Source organism: Enterococcus sp. AZ128 (assembly GCF_051714485.1).
In the GTDB taxonomy this organism is placed as follows: domain Bacteria; phylum Bacillota; class Bacilli; order Lactobacillales; family Enterococcaceae; genus Enterococcus_A.
In genome coordinates, this window is the sequence record NZ_JBIORZ010000002.1 from 146394 (window position 1) to 171040 (window position 24647).

Sequence of the window (24647 nt, forward strand, 5' to 3'; positions counted from 1 at the left end):
CATTTGATTTTTATAGTGCGCCTTTTGTTTCTAAGATCGGCAAAAGCTTTTCTTCGATTTCTGGTTTTGAGACGATATTTTTTAGATAAACGATGGCGGTTTTCTCTTCATCAATTGAGAATTTTTCAAACTGCGACTTGAAATTTTGTGCTGTAATAATTATGTCGGATTGTGATGATGCCGCTGTTGAAATATCTACGTGATCCAATTTCGCGTCCACACCATGCGCATTCAACACGTCTTCAGCTGCCATTTGAGCAGCAAAACTGCTGCCTAATCCTGCTCCGCATACGAATAAAATTGATACTTGTTTTCCCATCTTTCTTTCTCTCCATTCTGTTTTATATATTGAAAAATCATAATTCCCTAACTATATAAAATTTCCTTGAACCGTTCGATATCCGTCTCGCGACTTAAGCGATCAACCTTTTCCTCATCGTTAATCAGTGCGATCAAGCTCTTCATAATATTTAAGTGAGAGTAGGAATCGATCGCAGCTAAGCAAAAAATTATTTTTACCGGATCGTTCTCCTCGTTTCCAAATTCAATTGGTGAATTAATTGTTGCGACACTAATTCCTAACTGATTGACCCCATCCTCTGGGCGGGCATGAGCCAATGCGATGTGTTTTCCGATCACGATATAAGGACCATATTCTTTTACGGAGTCGATCATCGCTGTAACATAGCTCGGTTCGATCACTTCCTCGGCTACCAAAGGTTCGGAGACCCTGCGGATCGACTCCTCCCAAGTAGCTACCTTTTCATTCAATAAAATATTGCTGTCCTTCAAAACATCTTCTAACATCGGCTGAATCTCCTTCTTGTTTATCGTTAAATGATTTTGATCGAAAAGTGTTTCTAGTTCCTTGTAAATACTTCCCGACACTTCTCCGCCGCTTTTCCCAATCGTATCGATCAGTGCGTAAAATAATTGTGTCGAATCCTGGTTATTGACTAACCGCTTGAGCTTTTGATTCTCACTCAAAAAACGGGTAATTCTCTTTTTACTCTCTTCTTTGATAATCGGTTCTAATTCCAATACAGGCTTTTGCGAATACCGGATCGCTACCGTACTGAAAATTAAATCAACATCTAGTTTCTCAATCAGATCTAATTCTCGCGAGCTCAGTACTGCCAACACTTCAATATTAAAAAGTTCCTTCAAATTTTCCGATAGCAGCTTCCCCGTGGCGACCCCATGATTGCAAATAACCACTGCTTTATAGATATAATGCAGGTCCTGATTGATTGCACTTACTGAAGTTGAAAAATGGATTGTGAGAAAAGCGACCTCGTCTTCCGTTATCTGCTTCCCCGTTACTTGTTCGATCGAGGGAGTAAACTGATGAATGGCAGAATAAATATTGCCGTAATTATTTTTAATATTTTCCTTCAAGGGATTAACGATCTGGATATCGCTTTTCACTCGGTTGATCAACCCAACTAAATGCTTGTACAGTCCTTCCTGCAGCATCTCCTCTTTTCTAGAAAAGGGAATTTTTGTCTTTGCTTCGACAAATTGCATCAGTTGAATCGAAAGCAGCTGGGCTTGGACCCATTCGATAGAGTTGTTCATATCCCTTGAATTAAAGGTATTCAACATAAATACGATATATTTGATCTCAACTTCAGGCGGTGAAATCTGAAAGGCTCCGCAGATCGCCGTAACAAAATCACGAATGTCGCTTTGCGGTGTATCCGCCGCCTCCCAAACGGAGCTGGCAATCAGATCCTCTCGTAAGTAGCGACTCAGCCACACTGCCGTGAATACCAACAATTGATTTCGATAGATTGCATCTTCCATTGAAGCTAAGGATTTGACGTATAACTGATCAAGCTTTTTTAGTAGCTGCGGTGATATATAGTGATTCAGAATCGTTCGATTAAGCGACACTTCCTGCTCACCTTGGGATGAAATCACACCTACTGAATTATTGATGATGTCATAAATCATCGTTCGAATCGATCGCTCAGCACCTTGCAGCACGATTCCCTGCTTTGGCACACTTAAAACCTCGATCCCATAATCCGTTAAAATATTCCTAACTCGACGCATGTCTTCGTCTAATGAACTTTTCGAAATCTGATATTCCTCTTCCTTTTGATAGAGGAACGTAGCTTTCTTTCCTAATGAAAAAGAAAGAATCAAATCAAAAATTCGGCTCTCACGATCCAAATAGTGTTCATCATTCACTAAATCAAGCTGCTCCAGCAATGCTGTTTTTTCACTAGGTGCCAAAACCAATTGATAACCCATCTTTCTAAGATTTTTGATTTCTGGAAGTTTCTTCTCACTTAAAAACTGATTGATTTCTCGTAATTCATTTCGAATCGTGCGAGCACTGGTGTGAAATTCTTCCTCTAGTTTTGATAGTGATACTGGATAATCAGAAGTTATAAAAATCCGCAATATTTTTACTGTTCGATCTTTCATCTATATCTTCCTCTCGTCTAAGGTGAGTATATAACCCTTTATTTTTCTTGATAAGTAGAGATTCTTGCAATCTTTTTTGGCAAAAATGTAAGCGCAATCTAAAATGAATTGAGACTCATCCCGTTGAACACGACTTTATACACGTTATTTTATTCGGTTTTAAAAACACTTTTCCGTGACAAATAAATGCTTGTATCTTTGAAAGAATCGCATCAAAATAAGATAGAGAGACTCTTTCCCTGCCATTATTTAACATCCAAAAAGGATTAATTAAATCTAACTGGAATTAAACAAAAAACTTCCACAAAAGTGGAAGTTTTTTGTTTAATTTACTTGCTCAGTTTCATCTATTATAGCCTAATGTAGGTAACTAAATTAGCTTGAAAAACATTGGAACATATTTTATCCCTTAGTTTGTGTAGGCTGATATCACTTTAAATCAGCTATTATTTCTTATCATTTTCCTTTACAATAAAACTATAGAACAACTAAATCAATTGAAAATGGAGAGATTAACATGAAGAAGGATGATGGAGGATCGTTGGGTGTAGGAATCGCAATGGGGTTGATCTTTGGCATGCTATTCGATAATTTGGCCATTGGACTGGCTATCGGTATAGCTTTGGGGGCTTCTGGTACCTTCGCTATTAAGAAGAAGAAACAAAAATAATTTTTAGATTCCTAGTCATTATTGGACGCAATCGACATCCTCCTTTATACTTTTAATTATGAATGGAGGGTGCTTTTTATGACGCGTAGAATTTTAAACTCTTTTTTAGTTACAATAGTCTATTTAGCCATTTCCAATATTGGCAATCTATTTTTTGGCATCAGTCCGCGTTACAGTTGGACGACAACACTATGGGAAGCACTATTTTTCTTTATTTTTGTTTTCCTGATTCAACAATTCCGCAAAAAATGACAGTTCATCAGAATTTGAGCGTAGTCAATCATCCTATTTGCTGAGCCTATACTAGTCTTTTGAAATTTCTTAACAGTATACAAACAGATTTTTTATTCTGACTCATTTGGACAACCTTGTTCAAATGAGTTTTTTTATTGGGAACTGCAGCCAGCAAAAAAACTGCCCATACCTCTATGAGCAGCTTTATTTTGCTAAGCTTGCGCGCTAGGTAAGATCGTCATTTCAGTGATCCCAACCTCAGCAGGTTGTTCAATGACGAATAGTACAGTCTTGGCTACATCTTCTGGTGAAATAGCGATTTGGTAAAAATCTTCCATCCCTTGTTTCACTTCAGGTGTCGAGATCGTATCCAACAGCTCCGTAGCGATCGCCCCTGGATATAAAGTTGTGGTACGAATATTGGTTTTCTCCATCGCTGATTCCATTCGAAAGCCGTCCATGATTGCTCTGACCGCAAATTTCGTTCCTGTATAAACACTATTTCCAGGAAATACTTTTAGGCCAGCAATCGAACTTGTCGCGATAACATGTCCAGATTTCTGTTTTGTGAAATGGGGGAGCACCGCGGCCAAACTATTCAATACCCCTTTGATATTGATATCCACCATGTCATTCCATTCCTTTGTTTTAAGCTCACTCATGTTGGACGCCGGCATAATTCCAGCGTTGGCGAACAGTACATCGACCTTGCCAAATTTTTCAACGGCCAAGTCAACCAACGCTTCTACATCATCCGGGTTACGAACATCTGTCACTGCATAAGCGCTGTTTTCTCCATACTCAGCGACTAACTGTTTTAATTTTTCCTCTCGGCGAGCGCCTAAAACAACCTTGGCACCATTTTCAATCAATAATTTTGCTGTCGCTTCACCAATTCCTGATGATGCTCCAGTGATTACGACAACTTTTTCTTTACTAGTATTCATTCTTTTCCTCGATTCTCAGTCAAAAATTTCTTTTGCCATTGCAAAAGCACTCCATGCTTTAGGCCACCCTGCATAAAATGCCAAATGGGTGATCAATGCACTGATTTCTTCTTTTGTTATGCCATTTTCTTTGGCGATTTTCAAATGAGCTTCAAGTTGCGGAGCTCCCATCGCTAATAATGCGGAACAAGTAATCATGCTGCGGTCATGCGCAGAAAGCTCCTCCTCTTTAGCCCATACTTCGCCAAATAGTACATCATCATTTAAAGCCGCAAATTGGGGAGCGAATTCTCCTAATTGCTCTCTTCCAGCTGTTTGTTTTTTCATACTAACATCTCTCCTTACTCTCCTAATTTTTCATACCATTCATCATTCACAGGTTCCAACCATTCAGGGGTACCCGCAGTGACAGCAATATGCTCAAACCAGCTATCCTTTGTGGCACCATGCCAATGCTTCACACCATCATGAGTTACGATCACATCTCCGGCTTTCAAAAGTCGTGCAGCCTTTCCCTCTTCCTGATACCAGCCTTCTCCTCCCGTCACCAATAATAATTGATAGCCATCATGGTGGATGTGCCAATTATTACGACAACCTGGTTCGAAAGTGACATTGCCTACGCCCACGTTAATCGCTGGATCGGCGACCAACGATTGCAAGTAGCTTTGACCAATAAAATATTGTGCATAGGCATCATTTTTTTCTCCAATCGGAAAGATCACACCATTTTTTACTTCTTCATATTTTGACATTATACATTCCTCCAAATCATTATTGTTTTGAATAGGCCAGCAGCCAGTTTTTTACTGCAGTATCTGCGCGATCCGCTTTTGATCCGCGAACGGCTAAACCAGTTTTGATCTCAGCTTCTGTACAAGCCCTTTGCAAATCTTGGATACTCGATCCAAAAGCGCTGCCTTCATGAGTGCAGAAAGGATAGATCACTTTATTTTTCCAATCGTGGTTCGCGAGAAAAGTCGCCACAACCTGGGGATACGTTCCCCACCAATTCGGATATCCAAGAAAAACCGTATCTACTTGTTCGAAGTCAATCGATAACTCTTCGTACGCCACTTGTGTTGAATCCTGCTTTTCCTTCTCCGCCTTTTGCACTGCCTCATCATAATTCTCGGAATAAGGAATCATTGGTGATAATCGATAGGTCTCAACACCTAACTCATTACTGATTTTTTCAGCTAAAATCTCCGTGTTTCCAACTGAGATTGACTGCTTTCTTCCGTTAATATAGTTCTCTCCTGCTCTTGAGAAAAAAATAACCGCCGTTGTCATAGTATCCCTCCTGTTCTCTCGCTACTTTAAGACTCTATTCATCATAGAAAAGAGCCCTATCCTGAACAACTTCAGAATACGACTCTTTGTCTTCTATGTCTAATGCCTATATAGTCATAGTGCTATAGCTTAAAGGCATGCTTAAAGCGATTAATCAATTCTTGAACAGCAGAGGTTTGAACTCTTTTTTTCCAAACTAAAACGCAATGTGTTTTAACAGGTGGCTGCAATGGAATAAATACCGACTCCTCCAACTTGCGATCAGAAATTGCTCCCTCGATCGTTAAAGCCGCCCCAACTTTATGCTCAACTAGCGGCAACACATTGAAAATAAGATTAAAGTTTCCCACAATGTTCAATTGGTCTAATGGTTCTCCCGACCATTCAGCCAATAACCTCTGTACCTCAGAGCGTCCTGAACAAAGAATCGGCAATCCCTTGATATCTTCTGGACGTATAGCTTCTTTGTCAGCAATGAATAACTCCTTAGAAACTAAAAATCCCCATTTTTCTTCTCTTGGCAAAACGAGGGTCTCTACTTCATTCAAAATCACCGGCTCCAACAATATCGCAAGATCCAATATTCCCTTTTCAAGTCGATCCGCAATGTCATCACTGGTTCCGGTTACTAAATTGAACTTGATCTGCGGATAATCACTGATTAATTCCTCCAGCAGCATCGCGACTGTATCCGAATTATCCGCCTCAACACAGCCAATCGCAATTGTCCCACTCAATTGTTTGTTCTTCTGAACTGAAAAAGCCTGCTCTAGTTTTTCATCTAATGCTAAAATCTCTTCAGCCCGCTCTTTCAAGAAATAGCCTTCCTTCGTCAAGCTCAATCGATTCTTTTCACGATGAAAAAGCGACGTTCCGATACTTTCCTCAAGTTCCTTGATTTGCCTGCTCAATGTCGGTTGCGTAATATTTAGCGTTCTTGCTGCCCGTGAGATATTTCCTTCTTGCGCGACCGCCCAGAAATAACGTAAAAGTCTGATCTCCATAATATGCCTCTTTGCTTTTTCTTTTATTCTAGCAGATATTGTTTCTACAAGGATAAAAAAACTTTCCCAAATGCTCCTCGTCCATGGCTGGCTCAAAATAATTGAAAAATCCTTTTACGAAATAAGAAAGTCAAACCTGTTTAAACCTTAAAAATTAAAAAGAAATTACTCCTTTACTTTCATTTTGTTAAGTATTTTCCAGAAAAACTTTAAATTCATAGCCCATCGTCTCACTTGAAATAAGCACCTTTGCTCAATGAACCTTAAAGAGACAGAATTCAAGAAATTAAAAAAGCCTGCAGTTAATAATCTGCAAGCTTCCCCAGTTTCCTATTTGTCTCGTTATAAATTTACAAGATTTAGTTTTGCTAAAGTATGAGCGATACCGCCTTCATCATGCGTCAAGGTAATCTCATCAGCGATCGCTTTCAACTCCTCTTTGGCATTCCCCATCGCGACCCCTGTTCCTACCGCCTCGAACATCGCAATATCATTATTTCCATCGCCAAAAGCCAAACAATCTTCCTTATCTCGTTGTAAATGGTGTAACAACGTTTCAATGGCCGTTCTTTTATTAATATTTCTCAATCCAATTTCTCCGCTGTCTGGCCCAAATGCTGAGACAGTACTTCTCAACATATGAAAATCACCATCATAACGTGCATGGATCGTTTCGTATGGAATCGAGTGATTCACAAAAGAAAGTTTATTCACATCTTCATAATCAATCAAAGAAGGATCTTCAATCAACAAATCTAAAAACCATTTGATTGAAGCGACTTTCTCTTGGCCTTCTGCAGACTCTTCAGCAAGATTACCTAGCGTAAGCTGGATAAGAAGGTTTCTTAGATTCGCACTTGCAAATAATCCTTGATTCGACTCAAGATAATACTCGACACGGTTCTCTTCTAAAAAGCCGATCAATTTTTTTAATTCTTTCGAGTCAAAAACCTGATGAAGGATTACTTCTCCATCTACTTCACAATATCCGCCTCCCGCGCCAACGATTCCGCTGATCGGCAAAGCAAGAACATCTTCCGTAATCTCCGCTTTTGAACGCCCCGTGCATAAATAGAAGCGATGTCCATTTTCGTACGCTTGAATAATCGCCTGCTTAGCACTAATCGGAACAACCCCAAGGTCATTACACAAAGTCCCATCGATATCTAAAAATATTAACTTACCCATCATTTCCCTCACATTCTAAAAAGTTAAAAAACATGTATTTCTATTTAGGTTACTATTCTTGAGGGTGCTTTTCAATCTACTTTTAACTATCAGGAAAATTTAGCAGCCAAACAAAAACAATTAGAGTAAGAATAGTAGGTGTTCTCTTCTTAAGCAATGATTCAAAGAAACTGAACTATCTGGCGACAAAAAAATTCAGATCCTTTTTTTTGAATGATCTGAATTTTCTAATTTACGCTTAAATCGCGCCTACAACTTGATGAGGTAAATATGCCTCTTCCAAATAAGTAATATCTTCTTGAGATAATTTTAATTCAAGTGCCGGCAATGCATCTGTCAAATGACTTTCTTTGGTCGCTCCAATGATCGGTGCCACAACCTGTTCCTTTTGCAATAACCAGGCTAAGGCTACTTGGGCTCGCTTAACTTGATGCTTTTTAGCAATTTCCGCAACACGTTCCACAATGATCCGATCTTTATTTTCAGTCGTATCATATTTGGATTGCGCTGTTTTGTCAGTCATGAAGCGTTTTGTTGTTGCCTCCCAATCACGAGTCAAACGTCCCGCCGCTAAAGGACTGTAGGGTGTCACCGCGATTTTTTGATCCTTACAGAGCGGCAGCATTTCTCGTTCTTCTTCACGATAAAGTAAATTCAAGTGATTTTGCATTGAAACAAATTTGGTCCAGCCGTGTTTTTCGGCGACGGCCTGTGCTTTAGCGAATTGCCACGCATACATTGCAGAGGCACCGATATAACGAACCTTTCCTGATTTCACGATGTCATGAAGTGCCTCCATCGTTTCTTCAATCGGTGTATGATAATCCCAGCGATGAATGATATAGAGATCAACATAATCCATCTGCAATCTTTCTAAACTTTGGTCAATCTGGTAGAAAAGCGTTTTCCGTGATAAGCCTCTGCTATTTGGCGCCTGCTTCATCTGTGTATAAGCTTTAGTCGCTACTACGATCTCATCACGATTTGCAAAATCATTTAAGGCTTTTCCAAGAATCTTTTCACTTGCACCATAAGAATAAATATTGGCGGTATCAAAAAAATTGATTCCGAGATCCAGCGCCTTCTTAATCACTGGCCGACTCTCAGCTTCTTCTAATACCCATTCATGAAACCCGCTATTCGGATCACCAAAGCCCATCGTTCCTAAACATAACTGTGAGACATCCAATCCAGTATTACCGAATTTTACATAGTCCATATTAATCCCTCCAATTTAAAATATGCTATTAGTACCAACTTCTCTCATAACATACACTATGAAGTTCACTTCAAGGCAAGATTTTTTTGCTAGAAAAGTCGTAATTTTTCACAGGCGTAATAAATACCATCATTCCAAACTTCTTTTGTGACTTGATCCGCTCGTTCTTTTAGTACCTTTGTTGCATTTCCCATTGCCACAGCAGTCCCAACATAGGAGAACATCTCTAGATCGTTTTCTTCATCACCAAAAGCAATGGTCTGTTCCACTGGTGTATTCGTTGTCTTTAGAAAATGAGCAATTCCCGAAGCTTTAGATACTTCCTTTGGCAAAAGATCATAAAAACGGTCGCCAGACTTTACGATTTTCACTTTACGAAACGCGTCATCCGCTGGAAATAGCTGTTGGATGGGTCTCCCGGTATTAATGAGTACCTGCAAAACCTTTTGCGGAATCTCGTTTTTTGCTAAAACAGATACCCCCTCTTCTGTCTCCGACGTCGAAACAAGCCCGCTGCTTGTATCATATAAAACTTGCGCGTCCTGCTGGACAGAATAACCATGAATCAAATCAATCAGTTCCTGATGGATATAATTCCGAAAAACGCTTTTATTTCCCATAACAACTTCCTGACCATTTGAAGTGATCAAATCGGTGATTCCTAATGATTCAGCCAATGGCAGAATGACTTTCTTCGGCCGACCCGTAGCGATCACTGGAATAATCCGGTTGTTCTTTAATTTTCTGATCGCGATCCTAGTAGATTCAGGGATACTTTCTAGAATATTCCGATTCTTCTCCCACATCTTAGGGTCAACTAATGTTCCATCGATATCAAAGAAAACAATTTTGTGCTTTGGCATGTCCTTCCTCCTAAAACTATTCTGTTGACCGAAGTTTATGAAACAAAATAATCACAACTAAGATAAAGCTGATGCTGTTTGCAGAAAGCAAAGCGAGATCATTTCGTAAAAAGCCGTGGATTGTCCATAAACCAATTCCTGCTGTCTGCATCGAACACATCAAGGTGGATAACCCCTTCGTTTCTTTGGTCTGCATGACCTTGATGACCTGTGGTAAAAATGCCAGAGTAGTCAGGCAGGCTGCTACAATTCCGATCAAATATATTCCTCCTTTTATACTATCCTATCTCACTTACTTTTGTAAAAGCCAAAAGAAGAAGACAAGGATCTTCTTCTTCGGACGATTTCTTATTTTGATGTTACTTCTTGTACTTTGTTTCCATCATTTATCTGGTACAGATCGATGATTTCTTTTGCCAGATCAGTAAAGGCAATCGATGTCATCAAGTGGTCCTGACTGTGAACCGCCAACAAAGTAACTTCAATATGGTTACCTCTTGATTCTTCAGTCAGTAACCCCGTTTGAGAATGATGGGCTTCAACCAATGATTTTTGTGCTGCTTCAATTTTTTCACGCGCTTGTTCAAAATCAGCTGTTTTCGCTGCTTGGATGGCTTCCATCGCATCACTTTTGGCGTTTCCGCTATGGACGATCAAGTTCATGATCGTCGTTAAATTTTGCTCATTCATTGACTGCCTCCTACCCTATTAATTTTTCTGCTTGTGCCAAGACTTTTACGCCATTCATCATGCCGTAATCCGTCATATTGATCACTTCGCAAGGCACATTTTTATCACTTAGTTTCTGCTTCATTTGCTTTTCCATAAATCGTACTTGTGGCCCTAATAATAAAACGTGAATCTCTTCTCCGGCCAAAACACCGTCAATTTCTGAAGCAGAGATTGCGAAAATCTTGCGTTCTAAGCCTTAATCCACTGCTGCTTTTTCCATTTTAGTGACTAGCAAACTCGTACTCATACCTGCTGAGCAAACCAACAAAATTGTTTTCTGACTCATTTCTATCCCTCCAAATTTGTTCCGTTTGATTGAATGACCTTTTTATACCATTCAAAAGAGTCCTTCTTATAACGTTTCATTGTTCCATTTCCTACATTGTCGCGATCGACATAAACCATGCCGTAACGTTTCTTCATTTCTCCCGTTGTAAAGGACACTAGATCGATAATCCCCCATGGTGTGTAACCCAATAATTCGACACCGTCATAGTCAACGGCCTTTTCCAATGCTTCGATATGCGCTTTCAAATACGCAATCCGTGCATCGTCATGAACTGCCTCATTTTCCTCTAAAACATCAATCGCCCCAAACCCATTCTCAACGATAAATAGTGGCAATTGATAGCGATCATAGAGTCGATTCAATGAGTATCTCAATCCCTCTGGATCGATCGCCCAATCCCAATCGCTGACTTCTAGATATGGATTTTTTACAGAATTGGCTAAAGCACCATTCACTGAATCCGTTGTTCTGTTTTCAACTCCTGCTTGAACGACCGTTGACATATAATAACTGAAACCGACATAATCAACCGTACCTTTCTGTAAAATCGCCTGATCTTCTGGTGATATATCTAAGGTAAAGCCATTCCTTTCTAATTCCTTCAACGCATAGCGGGGATATTTTCCACGAACATGGACATCTGCAAAGAAAAATCGTTCATGCATTGCTTCTTCCGCCGCCATGATATCCTCTGGTTTACATGAATACGGATAGATTGGTACATGAGAAATCATACAACCGATCTCAAATTCTGGGTTGATCTCCTTACCTGCGATTACTGCTTTTGCGCTGGCAACCAATTCATGATGAGCAACTTGATACATAACTTCGCGGGGATTCTCATCTTCCGCGACTGTTACACCAGAGTTAGTCCATAAAAATAACGGATTATTGGTATCCATTTGATTATTAATCTCGTTAAAGGTCATCCAGTATTTCACTTTGTCGCTGTAGCGTTCAAAAACTGTTTTTGCGAATTTATCGAAGAAATCAATCACTTTTCGATTTCTAAACCCGCCGTACTCCTTGGCAAGATGCAAAGGCATTTCAAAATGGGATAACGTGATAACCGGTTCAATACCGTTTTTGATCAGTTCGTCAAAGACTTGATCATAAAATGCTAGTCCTGCTTCATTTGGCTGCTCTTCATCACCCTTTGGAAAAATTCTTGTCCAAGCAATGGATGTCCGGAGACACTTTAAGCCCATCTCCGCAAACAAGCCAATGTCTTCTTTGTAGTGATGATAAAAATCAATTGCTTCATGATTCGGATAAAAAACATCGTCTTTGATTTCATCCATGATCACTCTTGGTTTTCCATGCGCGCCTGCGGTCATCACATCGATTACGCTTGGACCTTTACCGTCACTGTCCCAACCGCCTTCGAATTGGTGAGCGGCTAAAGCGCCGCCCCATAAAAAGTCTTTTTGAACCATTTATATTCTCCTTTACACTTCTTAGTGTCGTTTAGTTTGCTATCCTAATATGATATTCGCATCAGCTAATGCCGTCTCAACAATCTCCATCACCGTTTTACTATGATCTAATTGTTTTTTGACAAAATTCATTTCTTTATCCGCAATGACTTGATTAAAAAGCTTGAACTCTTCATACATCCGATGTTGGTGGAGCTTCTGATCAACGAAGTGATTTTCTTCGCCTCTTTTTTCGGAAGTAAAACTGTCCAATACATTGGTCGGTCCGTTTACGATGATCGATCCATCCGTCCCTTGAATCGTGGAACGAATAGTTGCTGTAGAATCTTTTGCCCCAATGCACACTGCCTGAACACCTCCATAATCCAGTAACAGCATTCCCGATGTATCGATTCCCCGCTCAACATTCGCAGAGTAATGTACGGTTTGCGGCTTACCTAGCAGTCCAACAATGAAGTGGATATTATAAATGTTGATATCCATCAAGGCCCCACCGCCCATTTTCGGGTTGAAAGCCGGCAAAATCGTCCCTTCTTTAAAAGCATCATAACGGGATGAATACTGCGAATAATTACATTCTACAATCTTCAGTTTACCGATTTGTTTAATTTCTTCTTTAATTGCTTGATAATTTGTTAAATATTGATTCGTGATTGCTTCGATTAACACTAGGTTATTAGCTAATGCAAGCTCCTCTAAATCCAATAATTCACTTTTTTTCAATGTGAAAGGTTTTTCACAAATTACATGTTTCCCATAATCTAGGGATTTTTTTGCAAACTCATAATGTAGAAAGTTTGGTAATGCCACATAGACCGTGTCAAAGGTGTCACTTTGCAGGCATTCTTCGACATCTGTATAGATCATCTCGATCCCATAATCACTCTTCATTTGTTTCATCGCTGACAGATCCGTTTCAGTTCCTAAGATCGCCTTTAATTCAATCTCTGGCAGATCTTTAGTAATCGTTAAAAAGTCGCGGACGATCATCCCAGCACCAAAAATGGCTAATTTCATTTAACTTCCTCTTTTCCTTTATTTCTATTACTGTGCACTATTTGTTGATTCCTTAATACTCGCTCAAGTACAGTGGTGATGACCAGATGGTCCGTTAAGTGATCTAAACCCGAAACACAAATGGCACCTTTCAAAACACCTTGTTCAATAATCGGAAAGCCGCCGCCGCAAATGGCATGACTTGGATCATCCAGCCACTTTGCAAACTCTTCATGTGAGTCACTTAACAAGTAGGGGTATAGTGAACTGTGCCCACTTTCTAAAACGGTCTTCACCTTCCGATCCAGCCATGGACTGATCTTCCGTCCATTCATTAAATAATGAACGACCGTCGTTCCGTTATAATGAATCCGGATACCAACTGGTTTATCAAAATGTTCTTTTACCTCTTGTGCAAGTTCAAGTGTGATTTCCATTCCTAATTCATGATCAAATCTTTCAAATTGTAAGCGTTGTTCTTGTTCAAGTAATTCATCAATTGTCATACTTAGGCGTTTTCAGCGATTTCATCAATGGTTACGCTGCTTTCTTTTTCCAATGCTTCATTTTGTTGCTCTGTATCATATGCCATCTTATCCGCTGTCTTAAAGAATGGGAAATAAATAGCTGCTGAGACACAAATCTGGATGATATTTAAGACCGCACCCTTCCAGCCGCAAACCAAAAATCCTGCAATCACTGGTGGTGTTGTCCAAGGAATATTGACCCCATTCGTTAATGGAACAAGTCCTGTACTCATAGAAAAATAGGTCATTAGAGTCATAACGATCGGTGTAACAATAAACGGAATGATCATGATCGGATTCAGTACGATTGGCAACCCAAACGTGATCGTTTCATTGATGGTGAAGATTTCTGGAATAATTGAAAGCTTACCAATCGCTTTAAATTGTTTTGACTTCGACAAGAATAGCAATAATAAACATAGTCCGAATGTCGCTCCAGAGCCGCCGATCTTGATAAAGTTTTGATAAAATTGATAATTGACGATATTCGGAATGGCACTCCCACTTGCGACAGCCGCCGCATTTTCCGCCGTCAATGACAACCAGATTGGTGTCATTACACTACCAACAATATTCGCGCCATGAATCCCAAATGACCATAGCAAACCTTCGATCAGCATAATCAAAATCGTCGCCGGCAATGAGCTTCCTAGTAAGGTTAGTGGTGTTTGCAGATTTGTAAAAATGAAATCCTGTACGCTGCCAAAATCCGTTAACGCAAACCCGATCCGCACAAAGTTAAAGACGACGATAACTAACAAGATTGGAATCAAAGTAGAAAACGATTTTGACACGTTCGTTGGAACGGACTCAGGCATTTTAATCTTCCAGCCTTTGCGATCAGCCAGGCGTAAAATTTCCACCGCTAAAATACTGATGATCATTCCGACAAATAAACCAGCTGCGCCTAAATTATTCAATGGGATACCGACGCCTAGGTCAGCATTACCAAACTCATGCAACGGGGTCACAACCAAAAATCCAGCCAATGCCGCAAAAATCGCGCCGATTCGATCCAGCTTATAGATACCAGCTAGCTCGTTCGCAATTCCTACTACTACATAGAGCGTCATCATACTCATGGAGATATCATTCGGTACTGTGAAGTATTGCTGCCAGTTCTCACCTAACGTATTTTGCATAAAATCGGTATACGCCGGAATCGGCATATTCGCAAATAGAACAAAGAACGAGCCAATAATCAATAAGGGCATAGCTGCCATGAAGCTATTCTTCACGGCAGTTAAGTAACGGTTGTTGTCTAGTTTGATTGCGATCGGTGCCATCTTGCTTTCAAATACTTCCATCATACGATTCATTTTTTTCTCCTCCTAATTTAACTGAGTACCTTACCTTCAATTTGTTTGATCCCTGTCTCCAGCATTTCGATCTGCAATAATGTTTCTTCATCTTTAACGATCTTTTCCTTGCCGTTGATGATCGATTCATACACACCTTCGTATACCCGGCTGTAGTCTCCGATCTCCGACACGACCTTTTCCTCATGATAAACGCCTTCATCATCCATATACGTCAAAGTGCCGTAATGCTCAGGCAAATCAATCCCGAAATCCTGATTTTTCGGCATGTGGAAGATCTTCAAGTGTTCCTCCTGACGGTCTTTCGTTTCTTTTACAAAAACACCCTTTTTCCCATAAACGATGAAGCTTGGCCGTTCCTTTAATCGGAAGTAGCTTGATTTCACGGAGACCTTGATGCGTCCATAGAACAGATCCAGATCAAAGTAATCATTCATTCGTCCTTCACCTAAAATCTGGCGAACTTCATAATGAATATCGTCCGGTTCACCAAAGTAAGAAATGACTTGATCTAGTGTGTGACACGCGTGACCGTAAAGATAACTCGTATTCAATGAAAATTCCTTCACGCTTTCTGGAATTTCTGGGCGAAAATAATCGTAATGCATTTCTACTTCGATCAAATCTCCTAGTATGCCACTTTCAATGACTTTTTGAACTGTTAAAAAGTCGGAATCAAAACGACGATTTTGATAGCATTGAACCAGTAGTCCCTTTTCTTTTGCTAGGTCGAACAATTCCTTCGCTTCCGCTGATGTTTCAGCAAATGGTTTTTCGATCAATGCATTTTTCCCATGTTCTAATACTTCCTTACCCAACTTGTAGTGCAGACTGCTTGGTGTCGATACCACGACTAGTTGAATCTCTGGATCATCATAGATCTCATTGATATCCGTCGTGTAATGCACCCCTTCGATTTTTTCCCACGTATTTTCCTCGACAGGTGAATAGATCGTTTTGACCTTGATCTTATCCGCTAGCTTGGTAGAAAATGGTAAATGATAGCGATTGGCACTTTTGCCGTTTCCAATGTATGCAATTGTTAGCATGAATAAATTCCTCCAAATCTCTTTGATACGCCCAATTATAGAGAGCTAATCTAAATTGGAAAGGTTTCCAATCGAAACAGGTACTTTTTTTCACTCATTCACCTTTTCACAAACGAATCTTGAAAATTTTTACCAGAATTCTGTCTAAGTCTGAGTTTTTCTTCTGCTCTTATGATAAGTAAGTTATGATGAGTGTGAGGTGATTTAAATGCTTTTAATTGATAAATTGCGATTACAAGAAGGATTGACCGACACTGAAAAACGGATCGCAGACTACCTATTGGACAATCTGACTACCGCCCCGTCACTAAATGTTGATGATTTAGCGAAAAATACCTATACTTCACATTCATCGGTTAGCCGTCTGGCTAGAAAAATGGGCTATGATGGGTTTCGGGATTTCAGGATCGCCCTCTCTGAGATCGCCCATAGCGAGCTTTATCGGTTGAATGAAGTTGATGCCAACTTTCCTTTTCATCCAAATGATTCTGCTACAGAGATCGCAAAAAAAATCTCTGATTTGACGATTGATACAGTGAAACGGACCTATGCTCAATTAGAAGATGAGGCTTTGGAAGAAGCGGCCCGAATGCTGACAAAAGCTGAACGAATCTTTTTATTTGCGACAGGCGACTCCCAAATTCGAGCGCGAAGCTTCCAAAATAAGCTGGTAAAGATCAATAAATTTTTGATTATTGGTGATGAATATGGAGATGAAGCTTGGAATGCCGCCAACTTAACAAATAAGGATTGTGCGATATTTATTACTTACCGTGGGCGCGACCCTCAGTATGAACGGATGCTAAAACATTTTATAAACGAAAATGTCCCATCGATCTTGTTGACTGGAAATGGACGTTCAAATCTGACAGCCTTAGCTACTCGATCGATCGTATTCAATCATGATGAGTTGGACTTTTTAAAAGTCAGTACCTTTTCTTCGCAAGTAGCGTTTGAATATATTCTAAATACCTTGTTTTCGATTCTCTATGCCAAAGAATACCAAAAGAACTTGGTCAACTTGAAAAAGAAACACGATATACTGGAAACCGGCATATTATCAGACAATCTAGAGCTTAATTAGAAAATCAATTGAAAAAGGAGTCGAATTTATGATCAATTGGGGAATTATTGGCGCAGGAAATATTGCCGCTCGCTTTGCACAAAGTTTGAATCACTTTGCTGAGGCTCAGTTATATGGGGTTGCTTGCCGGACACTGGATAAAGCGACCGCCTTTCAAAGTCAATATCCTTGTGAGGAGGTGTTTGACGATTATCAACAACTGTTGAACGAGCCTGAAATAGATTTAGTTTATATTGCTTTACCGCACCTTTATCATCATGAATGGATTCTCAAGGCGTTAAAAGCTGGTAAAGGTGTTTTATGTGAGAAGCCAGCCACCATGAACGCTGAACAAATGAACGAGGTTGCGAAAATTGCAAGAAAGCAGAATGTTTTCTTTATGGAAGCAATGAAGAGTCGCTTTGTACCTGCTTATCGAGCAGTTCGAGAAGTGGTTGCTGCTGGAAAAATTGGCCAAATCATTAGTCTTTCCACTTCACTCTGTCGAGAAATGCCGGAAACTCAAACAAGCTACCACTATTTACCCGTACAAGGCGGCGCTTTACTTGATATGGGAATTTACAATCTTTCTTTGATCGAAGATTTTAGTCCAGCTGATTTGACTGTCGGGAAGCTTGACTATAGGCTGCACAAAAATCAAATCGATGTGTATCTCAAAGCAACGCTCGTTCAAGAGAATTTCGAAGCAATTATTGAGACTGGTTTTGATCGAAACACGGATACTGTCGCAGTCATCACCGGAACAAAGGGAGTCATCACGATACCAGATTTTCATCGAACGACTTGTTTTACCCTGACTGTAGAAAATGAAACGAAGAATTTTGACGTTCCATACGATCGTGACGACTTCTATTCAGAAATTGAAGCGGTCCATTCTTCTTTCAACAAAAATGAAATTGAAAATCCGATTATGACATTAGAGAACAGCATGCGCTGTCTTAGTCTATTAGATTTGATTAAGGATGAAATTTCTTCACGCTAAGTTGGACTGACTAAATTAGTTATTGAAATCCTCCACACCACTATAATCATCGTTCAAAAAAATAGTGTGCCTTCAATAAGCAAATACCCTAAAAAGATCGTCTTTTCGAGATATTTCAACGAAGGTACACTATTTTCTATTATTCAAACCCTCAGAACTTATTCTTTTGAATGAAGGAATACAGCTACTACAACGATTGAGGCAAGCGTAAACAATGCCATCAGCCAAATTTCAGTTTGAAAATTATTTGTAATTGAAACAATTAATGAAAGTCCGATTGGACCGCCGATTTGATGCATCGTATTGGTAACACCGCTGGCCACACCCGCCAATTCGTTTGGGGCATCATGAACACCTGCTGATGTTACAGGCGCTAAAATCAATCCTTGGCCTAAGCCAAGGATCAGCATCGGGATAAATACTGCGCTCCAATAGTCATTATTTGTATTGGAAATTGCTAGCAGAATCAAGCCTGCTCCCAAGATTATTTCTCCCACAAGTAAAATTTTATTATTTCCGAATCTAGCCGTTAAACGTGGCAGCTGCATGGCTACAATAAAATTGACGATCGTCAATGGTAGGAATGCCATCCCTGATTGCAGAGCCGAAAATCCATAGTGCGTCTGCATCATTTGCGGCAAGAAAAACCAAAATGGCAGCATAGCCATCATAAATAGGAGTCGAGCTACATAAGCGCCTGAACGGATTCGATTATTGAACAGCGATAATGGCAAGATAGGGAAAGAAATATGCTTTTCTCGCAGAATAAATCCACCCAGAATGATGAGCCCTGCAATGACGAACAGACCTTTGCCTTCAGTAAATCCATAGATAATTCCGATCAAGCCTAGGATTGATAATAGGCTGCCTAAATAATCGATTTTTTCATTTTTCCTCTCAGAGTTCTCAACGAATCGTAAGGTTAGGAAAAATAGAATTAATGTAAAGGGAACATTTATCAAAAAACCTGCTCGCCAAGAAATAAGGCTCGTCAGTCCGCCGCCCACCAATAAGCCTACACTCGAGCCAATCCCTGCTGTTGCACCGTAATAGGAAATGGCCCGCTGGCGCATGTTGTTTTTATAGGCATCCATAATTAACGCAAGTGTAGTAGGTGCGATGATCGAACTTCCGATTCCTTGAACAGCCCGCATCGCAATAACCATCTCCGGTGTTTTTGACAATCCAATAACCAAAGAACTGATCCCAAAGATCAACAGCCCCAACAGAAAGATTCGTTTTCTCCCTAATAGATCCGACAGGCGCCCACTTAATAGCAGAAAACCTCCGAATGTCAGAGTATAAGCACTTGACACCCAAGACAACGCCGCAGCAGAAAGCCCAAGACTTTGTCCTATCTGAACGGAACTTGTAAATATGATCGAGTTATCCATTAATATTAAAAAATACGATAGCAATGTGATTGGTAATATGATTCCAAATTTTTGTTTATCCAAATTTCTAGCTTCTTTCTATTTCTTCAGTTGGTCAATTTTTTTCAAAAACTACAAAATTATTTCCTATTGAACATCTGCTTCTATCTATTAGTGATATGGTCAAAAAAGTAGGCTGCAATATAGCTTGATACGGCCATATTGCAGCCCCGATTTATCCTGTTGAAATGGTGTTAATAGAAATCAGGTTTTGCTTTATTTTCCGAACCTGGTTCCCACAAGCCAATACTAGCCCGCACGTCACTCCGTTTGCCGGTGATATTATCCAAGACAAATTGAGCAATCGCTCGTCTAGTAATCTGAGCTCCTAAAAATGATTCGCCTTTAAGACTAGCAACATAATCGCTACGATCACCATTATACAACCAAGTCATTCGCATATACGTGTAATCAAGATCGCTAGCTTCCAATGCTTCAACACCTCGGTTGTGAGCGATACTCCCTCCCATCATGCGGCTATTCCACGTCGCAAAAGGCTCAGCGACTTCACCATAAACACTTAATACACCAGCTTGGATAATACGTTTCACTCCTGCTTGATGCATAGCTCTGATCACGTGCTCTGTGACATTCTTATTGTCAAAGTTCATATAGATAATATCTTGATTTTGCATCGCGCTAACCAAGTCAGACTCATTGGCAGCATCACCGCTGATTTTCGTTACATTCTTGTATGGTAAATCAGCCGCACTTCGTCCAAACAATGTCAGCTTTAGCTTTTTCTGCTCTTGTAAAAGCGGGATCAACACTTCAGGTATCTGTCCGCCTACACCAATAATAAGTACATTCATTTGATTTTTGACCTCCTGTGAATTATTCCTCTGTATCCAACATCCGATTCATAAACCACTCTACTTGTTGCGGAGCGTCATGATCAAAGAATGCGGATTCCTTCATATCTAATGCGGAGATTTTTTCGGTATCTGCTTTCGATAATTCAAAATCAAAGATATCAATATTTTCCGCCATACGCTCTGGTCGAACGGACTTTGCCAATGCGACAATTCCGCGCTGCATCAACCAACGGAGAACAACTTGTCCAACGGATTTGCCATATTGCTTACCGATTTCGGCTAAAACCGGATTGGTAAACAACTCGTGGTGTCCTTCCGCAAAAGGTGCCCAAGCCTCTATTTGTACCCCATATTTTTCATGCCATTCTTGGTCTTCCACACGTTGATTCCATGGATTTACTTCAATTTGATTGATTTGCGGTTTCACTTCATTCAACCCTACAAACTCGATCATTTTAGCAGATTTGAAGTTTGAGATACCAATTGCTCGTAATTTCCCCGCTTTTTGTGCTGCAACCAATGCTCGCCATGCACCATAAACATCGCCATAAGGTTGATGAATCAAATAGAGATCTAAATAATCTAGCCCCATTACATTAAGTGATTGCTCGATCGTTTCAACTGCTTTTTCTTCCGGCGCTTGTAAGATAAACAGTTTAGACGTAACAAAGAGTTCCTCGCGACTAACAAGACCTTCATCGATCGCCCGTTTAATCCCTTCACCGGTTTCCTTCTCGTTTCCATAAATAGCTGCTGTGTCGATCAAACGATAGCCTGCCTTGATAGCTTCATATACTGCTTCAGCTGTTTCAGCTAAAGGAATTTGATACACCCCAAATCCTAGTTGCGGCATTTCTACCCCATTGTTCAATTTGATTGTTTGCATGTATGTTTCCTCCTCTAATTTTGATTACATGACCTATCCTAAACCTTGAAGTGGACTCCATAGCAAGAAAAAAGAATTATTTTTTTCTTTCCCACAGTTTTTCAACCTTATCTGGAGTCATTTCGCCTGCTTTGAATTTCGCGATATGTTCATCATAGGTTTCAATTTTATACGCTAGTAGTTCTCTGACATCTTGGATCTCAGCCATCTTTTGATCCAGTTCTGCCAATTGATCAGCTAAAATTTGCTTCTGGGCCGCCTCAACATTTTGCGTCTCCCGTAGTTGAGCAAGCTGTGCAAACTCAATCAAGGATTCAACAGATAATCCAGCGTTTCGCAAATTTTTCGCTAAGTAGACCCAATTTAAATCATTTGTCGTATACTCTCGATAGCCGCTCTCGTTGCGATGAACGGGAGGAATAACACCGACGCGTTCATAATAGCGCAGCGTATCTGTCGTCAAATCAAACATTTCAGCTGCTTTTTTGATATTCATTACCTTCACCCTCCTCATCTATTTATTTATCATAAACTATGGAGTTCACTCCAAGGCAAGAATAAAGACCTTTAATTGTTAGATTTTGATATGTATATAGAAAAAAGTTCAATCATCAAAATTGACGATTGAACTTTTTAGGAAATATTTGAATCAAATCAGATTCTTCGAAAATTTGAATGAAGACTTTACTTAATAATTCTTAACCTTAATAGTAGAAGAACTTTCAATTTTTAAAGTAAAAAGAAGGTTTGACCTTAAAATTTAAACTATTGCTGATAATTTTTAATAAAACTAGTCAGTGTTTTATCTTCATATACTCGCTAATATAAATTAGTCCAGCTAGGGGGTTAAAAAATTACTTCCTCCATGTTCGAAACTAGTTTACTCTCGCATTCATGGATCATCAGGTCGTAATTTTCAAGTTTCTTTTCTAATCGTTCGACTGTCTCATTGATCATCTGCTGCTTCTTCAATAATTTTTGGTATTCATCGATTAAAATCTGTTTGCGTGCAACTAAAGTAGCGTCTCCTTGTTGATACAGCTCGGAGTATTTTGCCAGTGAATCAATGGAAAGTCCTGAATCACGCATCCGTTTAATAAACTCGACCCAATTCAGGTCTTCTTCTTGAAACTCTCTTACGCCAGAAGCATTTCGAGTGATCGGCGGGATCAGCCCTTGTTTTTCATAATAGCGGATGGTTGCTGGTGTCATTTCAAATTGCAGCGCAACTTCTGAGATGTTCATGAACCCCACTCCCTTTTCTATCTGTTCCTTTTAATTCTATCAGGCTTTTCAATTGAGTGAAAGACAACATTAAGTGAAAACTGTTTACTAACGTAGTTTTGAATAATACTTTACAAATGCAAAGTCAAACAGCCGAATCCCTTCATTATTTAAAGGATTTTAGTCGTTTGACTTTTGATTATACTGATTCACTATTTTTATTTAGTGTCTAACCATTCTTCGACTAGCTTAGAGGTTTTATTCTTATTTGAAGAAGTGATCCCTAAGCCTTCCTTTATCGTTGAGTGTGTCAGTAGACTTCTGTACCAAGCCATTGATTCGTTGATAGAACTGCTGCCGCTGGTAAAGAAAGGATAAACGTTCTTATTCGTTAAATCATTTTCATCCAGCCACTTTTTCACTGGTAATGCGGGTTCACCAAACCAGATCGGTGTTCCAAGAAAAATCGTATCGTAGTTGGAAAAATCAACAGCCTGCTTACTAATCTCAGGTAATTCATCTGCATCTCTTTGTGCCTGTACGCGATCTAAGACATCCTCATAAACTGTTGGATACGGGTCTAACGTTTCAATTCTTAACATTTCTCCCGCCACTTGCTCTTGAATTTCCTCCGCAACGGCTTTTGTGTTTTCCGTTAAGGAATAATAAACGATGATCGTTTTTTTCATGTCTCCATCTCCCCTCGACTTTTTCGTTTCAGAGGCCTTACTCGCTTGACTGTCTGAGCTGATGTCATTACTTTCATCAGGATTAGAATTACTCGTTCCACACGCACCTAAAAATAGCAGGATAGAGAATAACCAAATCATTTTTTTCATACGTCCAACCTCCCCTACTTCTCTCTAGCATACGGGTTGAAGTTCACTTTAGGTCAAGCGGATTTATTAAAAAACTGCGCCAGTTAGATTGGCACAGCCTTTACGTACTTGATTTCTCTTAGTTGTGCCCAATTACTTTATGAGGAATATAAGGTTCTTCCAAATAAAAAACGTCTTCTACTGTCAATTTGAAATCAACCGCTCCTACTGCTGTTTCGATGTGACTTATTTTTGTCGCACCAACGACTGGCGCAACCACTGGGTCCTTTTGTAATAGCCAACCTAATGCGATATTCACTCGATTGGTTTCGTATTTATCTGCTAATTCAGCTACGCGATCAATGATCAGCTGGTCCTTCTCAGCCGTCTCATCATATTTCGCTTTTTGCGCCACATCTGTTGTGCTTCGTTTGGTTGCCTCTGAGCGGTCGCGAATCAATCTGCCTGATGCCATTGGACTATAGGGAGTCAAGGCGATATTTTCTGAACGGCAATAAGGAATCATTTCACGTTCTTCCTCACGATAAATCAGATTCAAATGATTCTGCATGGAGACAAATTTGGTCCAGCCATTTTTTTCAGCGATATTGTTTGCTTGTTGAAATTGATAGGCGTACATAGCAGAAGCACCGATATATCGAGCTTTTCCAGATTTTACGACATCATGCAGCGCCTCCATCGTTTCTTCGATCGGCGTATCATAATCCCAGCGATGGATAACATACAAATCTACATAATCCGTCTGCAAGCGTTCCAAACTTTGATCGATTTGCGATAGAATCGCTTTTCTCGACAGACCTTGACCATTCGGACCATCAAACATTTTCTGATGAACTTTCGTTGCCAGAACAATCTCATCTCTATTCGCGTAATCCTTCAAGGCTCTTCCTAAAATCTCTTCACTGCGCCCTAATGAATAGACATTAGCTGTATCAAAGAAATTAATCCCAAGCTCCAGCGCTTTCTTGATCAAGGGCCTGCTGTCAGCTTCCTCCAGAACCCATTTATGTATCCAATTTTTAGGATCACCAAAGCTCATAGAGCCTAAACAAATTCTTGAGACATCTAATCCCGTGTTTCCTAGTTTTGCATATTCCATTCCCTTCACACCTTTCTCGAACTAGTACTACCATACAACTTAAAGTCCACTTTAAGGCAAGCCCTTTTTCAAAAAAATCTTTA

The 24647-nt window shown here is 39.8% G+C and carries 28 protein-coding genes and 1 pseudogene; 4 read left to right on the forward strand and 25 right to left on the reverse strand.

Annotated features, from left to right (window positions below; all coding sequences use genetic code 11):
• Positions 1 to 10 precede the first annotated feature (10 nt).
• Together IGI38_RS12510 and IGI38_RS12515 are read right to left on the reverse strand one after the other, a co-directional pair.
• Positions 11 to 319, reverse strand: coding sequence for a PTS sugar transporter subunit IIB (locus tag IGI38_RS12510; protein ID WP_438730824.1), 309 nt, complete (start codon positions 317 to 319; stop codon positions 11 to 13).
• Between the two features lie 47 nt (positions 320 to 366).
• Positions 367 to 2436: a BglG family transcription antiterminator gene (locus IGI38_RS12515; RefSeq protein WP_438730827.1), complete on the reverse strand. Its 2070-nt coding sequence runs from the start codon at positions 2434 to 2436 to the stop codon at positions 367 to 369.
• Positions 2437 to 2953: 517 nt separating this feature from the next.
• Between IGI38_RS12515 and IGI38_RS12520 the strand changes: the two genes are divergently transcribed.
• Both IGI38_RS12520 and IGI38_RS12525 read left to right on the forward strand, forming a co-directional pair.
• Positions 2954 to 3106 carry a hypothetical protein gene (locus tag IGI38_RS12520; protein WP_438730829.1) on the forward strand — a complete coding sequence of 51 codons (153 nt, stop codon included), beginning with the start codon at positions 2954 to 2956 and terminating at the stop codon, positions 3104 to 3106.
• 78 nt (positions 3107 to 3184) lie between these two features.
• Positions 3185 to 3358, forward strand: a complete 174-nt coding sequence (locus IGI38_RS12525) for a hypothetical protein (protein ID WP_438730832.1) — start codon at positions 3185 to 3187, stop codon at positions 3356 to 3358.
• Between the two features lie 194 nt (positions 3359 to 3552).
• Here the strand turns inward: IGI38_RS12525 and IGI38_RS12530 are convergent, their stop codons facing one another.
• From IGI38_RS12530 to IGI38_RS12605, 16 genes and pseudogenes are all read right to left on the reverse strand, one after another.
• Positions 3553 to 4287, reverse strand: coding sequence for an SDR family oxidoreductase (locus IGI38_RS12530; protein ID WP_438730834.1), 735 nt, complete (start codon positions 4285 to 4287; stop codon positions 3553 to 3555).
• A gap of 15 nt (positions 4288 to 4302) precedes the next feature.
• Positions 4303 to 4614 (reverse strand): carboxymuconolactone decarboxylase family protein, encoded by a 312-nt coding sequence (locus tag IGI38_RS12535; RefSeq protein ID WP_438730837.1) that lies wholly within the window; start codon positions 4612 to 4614, stop codon positions 4303 to 4305.
• A gap of 14 nt (positions 4615 to 4628) precedes the next feature.
• On the reverse strand, positions 4629 to 5042 hold the full coding sequence (locus IGI38_RS12540; protein WP_438730839.1) for a cupin domain-containing protein: 414 nt from the start codon (positions 5040 to 5042) through the stop codon (positions 4629 to 4631).
• A 19-nt stretch (positions 5043 to 5061) separates the two neighbouring features.
• Positions 5062 to 5580 (reverse strand): flavodoxin, encoded by a 519-nt coding sequence (locus tag IGI38_RS12545; RefSeq protein WP_438730841.1) that lies wholly within the window; start codon positions 5578 to 5580, stop codon positions 5062 to 5064.
• A 122-nt stretch (positions 5581 to 5702) separates the two neighbouring features.
• Positions 5703 to 6584, reverse strand: a complete 882-nt coding sequence (locus IGI38_RS12550) for a LysR family transcriptional regulator (RefSeq protein ID WP_438730844.1) — start codon at positions 6582 to 6584, stop codon at positions 5703 to 5705.
• Between the two features lie 342 nt (positions 6585 to 6926).
• Complete coding sequence (locus IGI38_RS12555) at positions 6927 to 7772, reverse strand: Cof-type HAD-IIB family hydrolase (protein ID WP_438730846.1); 846 nt, start codon at positions 7770 to 7772, stop codon at positions 6927 to 6929.
• Between the two features lie 238 nt (positions 7773 to 8010).
• On the reverse strand, positions 8011 to 8991 hold the full coding sequence (locus IGI38_RS12560; RefSeq protein ID WP_438730849.1) for an aldo/keto reductase: 981 nt from the start codon (positions 8989 to 8991) through the stop codon (positions 8011 to 8013).
• An 89-nt stretch (positions 8992 to 9080) separates the two neighbouring features.
• On the reverse strand, positions 9081 to 9854 hold the full coding sequence (locus IGI38_RS12565; RefSeq protein ID WP_438730852.1) for a Cof-type HAD-IIB family hydrolase: 774 nt from the start codon (positions 9852 to 9854) through the stop codon (positions 9081 to 9083).
• A 16-nt stretch (positions 9855 to 9870) separates the two neighbouring features.
• Complete coding sequence (locus tag IGI38_RS12570; protein ID WP_438730855.1) at positions 9871 to 10113, reverse strand: SemiSWEET transporter; 243 nt, start codon at positions 10111 to 10113, stop codon at positions 9871 to 9873.
• 89 nt (positions 10114 to 10202) lie between these two features.
• A complete protein-coding gene (locus IGI38_RS12575; RefSeq protein ID WP_438730857.1) occupies positions 10203 to 10544 on the reverse strand; it encodes a PTS lactose/cellobiose transporter subunit IIA in 342 nt (113 codons plus the stop codon).
• A gap of 10 nt (positions 10545 to 10554) precedes the next feature.
• Positions 10555 to 10872, reverse strand: a pseudogene (locus IGI38_RS12580) (PTS sugar transporter subunit IIB).
• 2 nt (positions 10873 to 10874) lie between these two features.
• A complete protein-coding gene (locus IGI38_RS12585; RefSeq protein ID WP_438730859.1) occupies positions 10875 to 12311 on the reverse strand; it encodes a 6-phospho-beta-glucosidase in 1437 nt (478 codons plus the stop codon).
• Positions 12312 to 12350: 39 nt separating this feature from the next.
• Positions 12351 to 13328, reverse strand: coding sequence for a Gfo/Idh/MocA family protein (locus IGI38_RS12590; protein WP_438730862.1), 978 nt, complete (start codon positions 13326 to 13328; stop codon positions 12351 to 12353).
• Positions 13325 to 13813 carry a heme-binding protein gene (locus tag IGI38_RS12595; protein WP_438730865.1) on the reverse strand — a complete coding sequence of 163 codons (489 nt, stop codon included), beginning with the start codon at positions 13811 to 13813 and terminating at the stop codon, positions 13325 to 13327. Before IGI38_RS12595 ends, IGI38_RS12590 begins: the two co-directional genes overlap by 4 nt.
• 2 nt (positions 13814 to 13815) lie before the next feature.
• Positions 13816 to 15153 (reverse strand): PTS sugar transporter subunit IIC, encoded by a 1338-nt coding sequence (locus IGI38_RS12600; RefSeq protein WP_438730868.1) that lies wholly within the window; start codon positions 15151 to 15153, stop codon positions 13816 to 13818.
• Between the two features lie 17 nt (positions 15154 to 15170).
• Positions 15171 to 16202, reverse strand: a complete 1032-nt coding sequence (locus IGI38_RS12605; RefSeq protein WP_438730870.1) for a Gfo/Idh/MocA family oxidoreductase — start codon at positions 16200 to 16202, stop codon at positions 15171 to 15173.
• 208 nt (positions 16203 to 16410) lie between these two features.
• On the opposite strand from IGI38_RS12605, the gene IGI38_RS12610 reads away from it, so the two are divergent.
• A complete protein-coding gene (locus IGI38_RS12610) occupies positions 16411 to 17286 on the forward strand; it encodes a MurR/RpiR family transcriptional regulator (protein WP_438730872.1) in 876 nt (291 codons plus the stop codon).
• A 28-nt stretch (positions 17287 to 17314) separates the two neighbouring features.
• Positions 17315 to 18268: a Gfo/Idh/MocA family protein gene (locus IGI38_RS12615; protein WP_438730875.1), complete on the forward strand. Its 954-nt coding sequence runs from the start codon at positions 17315 to 17317 to the stop codon at positions 18266 to 18268.
• Between the two features lie 158 nt (positions 18269 to 18426).
• Here the strand turns inward: IGI38_RS12615 and IGI38_RS12620 are convergent, their stop codons facing one another.
• The 7 genes from IGI38_RS12620 to IGI38_RS12650 all read right to left on the reverse strand — a co-directional run bounded on the left by IGI38_RS12620 (position 18427) and on the right by IGI38_RS12650 (position 24564).
• Positions 18427 to 19725, reverse strand: a complete 1299-nt coding sequence (locus IGI38_RS12620; protein WP_438730877.1) for an MFS transporter — start codon at positions 19723 to 19725, stop codon at positions 18427 to 18429.
• A gap of 170 nt (positions 19726 to 19895) precedes the next feature.
• Entirely contained in the window at positions 19896 to 20513 is a 618-nt protein-coding gene (locus IGI38_RS12625) for an NAD(P)H-binding protein (protein WP_438730879.1), read from the reverse strand.
• Between the two features lie 22 nt (positions 20514 to 20535).
• Positions 20536 to 21402, reverse strand: a complete 867-nt coding sequence (locus IGI38_RS12630; protein WP_438730881.1) for an aldo/keto reductase — start codon at positions 21400 to 21402, stop codon at positions 20536 to 20538.
• 76 nt (positions 21403 to 21478) lie between these two features.
• A complete protein-coding gene (locus IGI38_RS12635; protein ID WP_438730884.1) occupies positions 21479 to 21898 on the reverse strand; it encodes a MerR family transcriptional regulator in 420 nt (139 codons plus the stop codon).
• Between the two features lie 350 nt (positions 21899 to 22248).
• Positions 22249 to 22647, reverse strand: coding sequence for a MerR family transcriptional regulator (locus tag IGI38_RS12640; RefSeq protein WP_438730886.1), 399 nt, complete (start codon positions 22645 to 22647; stop codon positions 22249 to 22251).
• Positions 22648 to 22844: 197 nt separating this feature from the next.
• On the reverse strand, positions 22845 to 23465 hold the full coding sequence (locus tag IGI38_RS12645) for a flavodoxin (protein WP_438730888.1): 621 nt from the start codon (positions 23463 to 23465) through the stop codon (positions 22845 to 22847).
• Positions 23466 to 23583: 118 nt separating this feature from the next.
• The gene (locus IGI38_RS12650) at positions 23584 to 24564 is read right to left on the reverse strand and encodes an aldo/keto reductase (protein WP_438730891.1); all 981 of its coding nucleotides are present in this window, start codon (positions 24562 to 24564) and stop codon (positions 23584 to 23586) included.
• Positions 24565 to 24647: the final 83 nt, after the last annotated feature.